The sequence below is a fragment of the Lamprobacter sp. genome (assembly GCF_034860625.1).
GTDB lineage: Bacteria > Pseudomonadota > Gammaproteobacteria > Chromatiales > Chromatiaceae > Lamprobacter.
In genome coordinates, this window is sequence record NZ_JAYESN010000665.1 from 1 (window position 1) to 830 (window position 830).

Below are 830 nucleotides of genomic sequence, written 5' to 3' on the forward strand. Positions count from 1 at the left end.
ACCCAACCGTTGCAGGTGACGCTTGAGCCAGCGGGTGATGAGCGTATCCAGCCGGGCCTTGTTGGGGTCGGCCTGAATGAGGCGCACCAGGCGATCGACCGCTGCTTGCAGCGAGGCGCGATCGCGGGAGGCGATCTCGACCTCGAAGACCCCGCTGAGCGGACTGTCGATCAGGCTCAGTTGCTCGGGCGTGTAGCGGCCTTCATCAATCAAGTAGTAACGCAAGTGCGGCTGGTAGGCGCGTAGGAACTGTGGTGGCTGCGGGCGCACCTGGTCGATGATGTCCTCGGCGGCGCTCCAGCGTTGGATGCCATTGTAGAGCACGATCGGCAGGATCGGGGGCAGGCCCTTGGCCGGTGTGGTGACCTGGGTCTTGATCAGATGCTGATAGAAACAGGCCACATAATGCAGCATGCGCAGCGGCATGGTCTGGTCGATGCTGGATTGAAACTCGATCAGCAGATAGAGGAACACACGCTGGGCCAGGCCATTCCAGCGCACCTCAAGCGACCAGACGACGTCCTCGAAGCGTTCCTCGAACAGCGGGGTGATGTCGTTCCCGCTGTGGTTCTTCAGCGTGCTGAAGTCCATCAGGGCGGCGATCTCGGGCGGAGCGAAGCCTTCGATCAGCTGCTGGACGAACTCCGGGTGGCTGAACAGTTCCTTGTAGCCGGTGTCGTGGTGCTTGGCCATGGGTGCTTTGGGATCGCCAAGGCTCCCTTGCCTCAGTGGAAAATCGTCTCGGGCGTCTCAGCGCTCAGGATGCGATCGAGCCAGGCTTCCAACTGCTCCAAGTCGGCGGTTTCGATGCGCTCGCGGTGTGCTTGTGC

1 protein-coding gene is annotated in these 830 nt (G+C 61.9%); it reads right to left on the minus strand.

From position 1 onward, the window contains the following. Positions 1-693, minus strand: a 693-nt coding sequence (locus VBE63_RS30620) for an Rpn family recombination-promoting nuclease/putative transposase (protein WP_323686720.1), incomplete at its 3' end; no start/stop codon positions are given. Between the last annotated feature and the right edge of the window lie 137 nt (positions 694-830).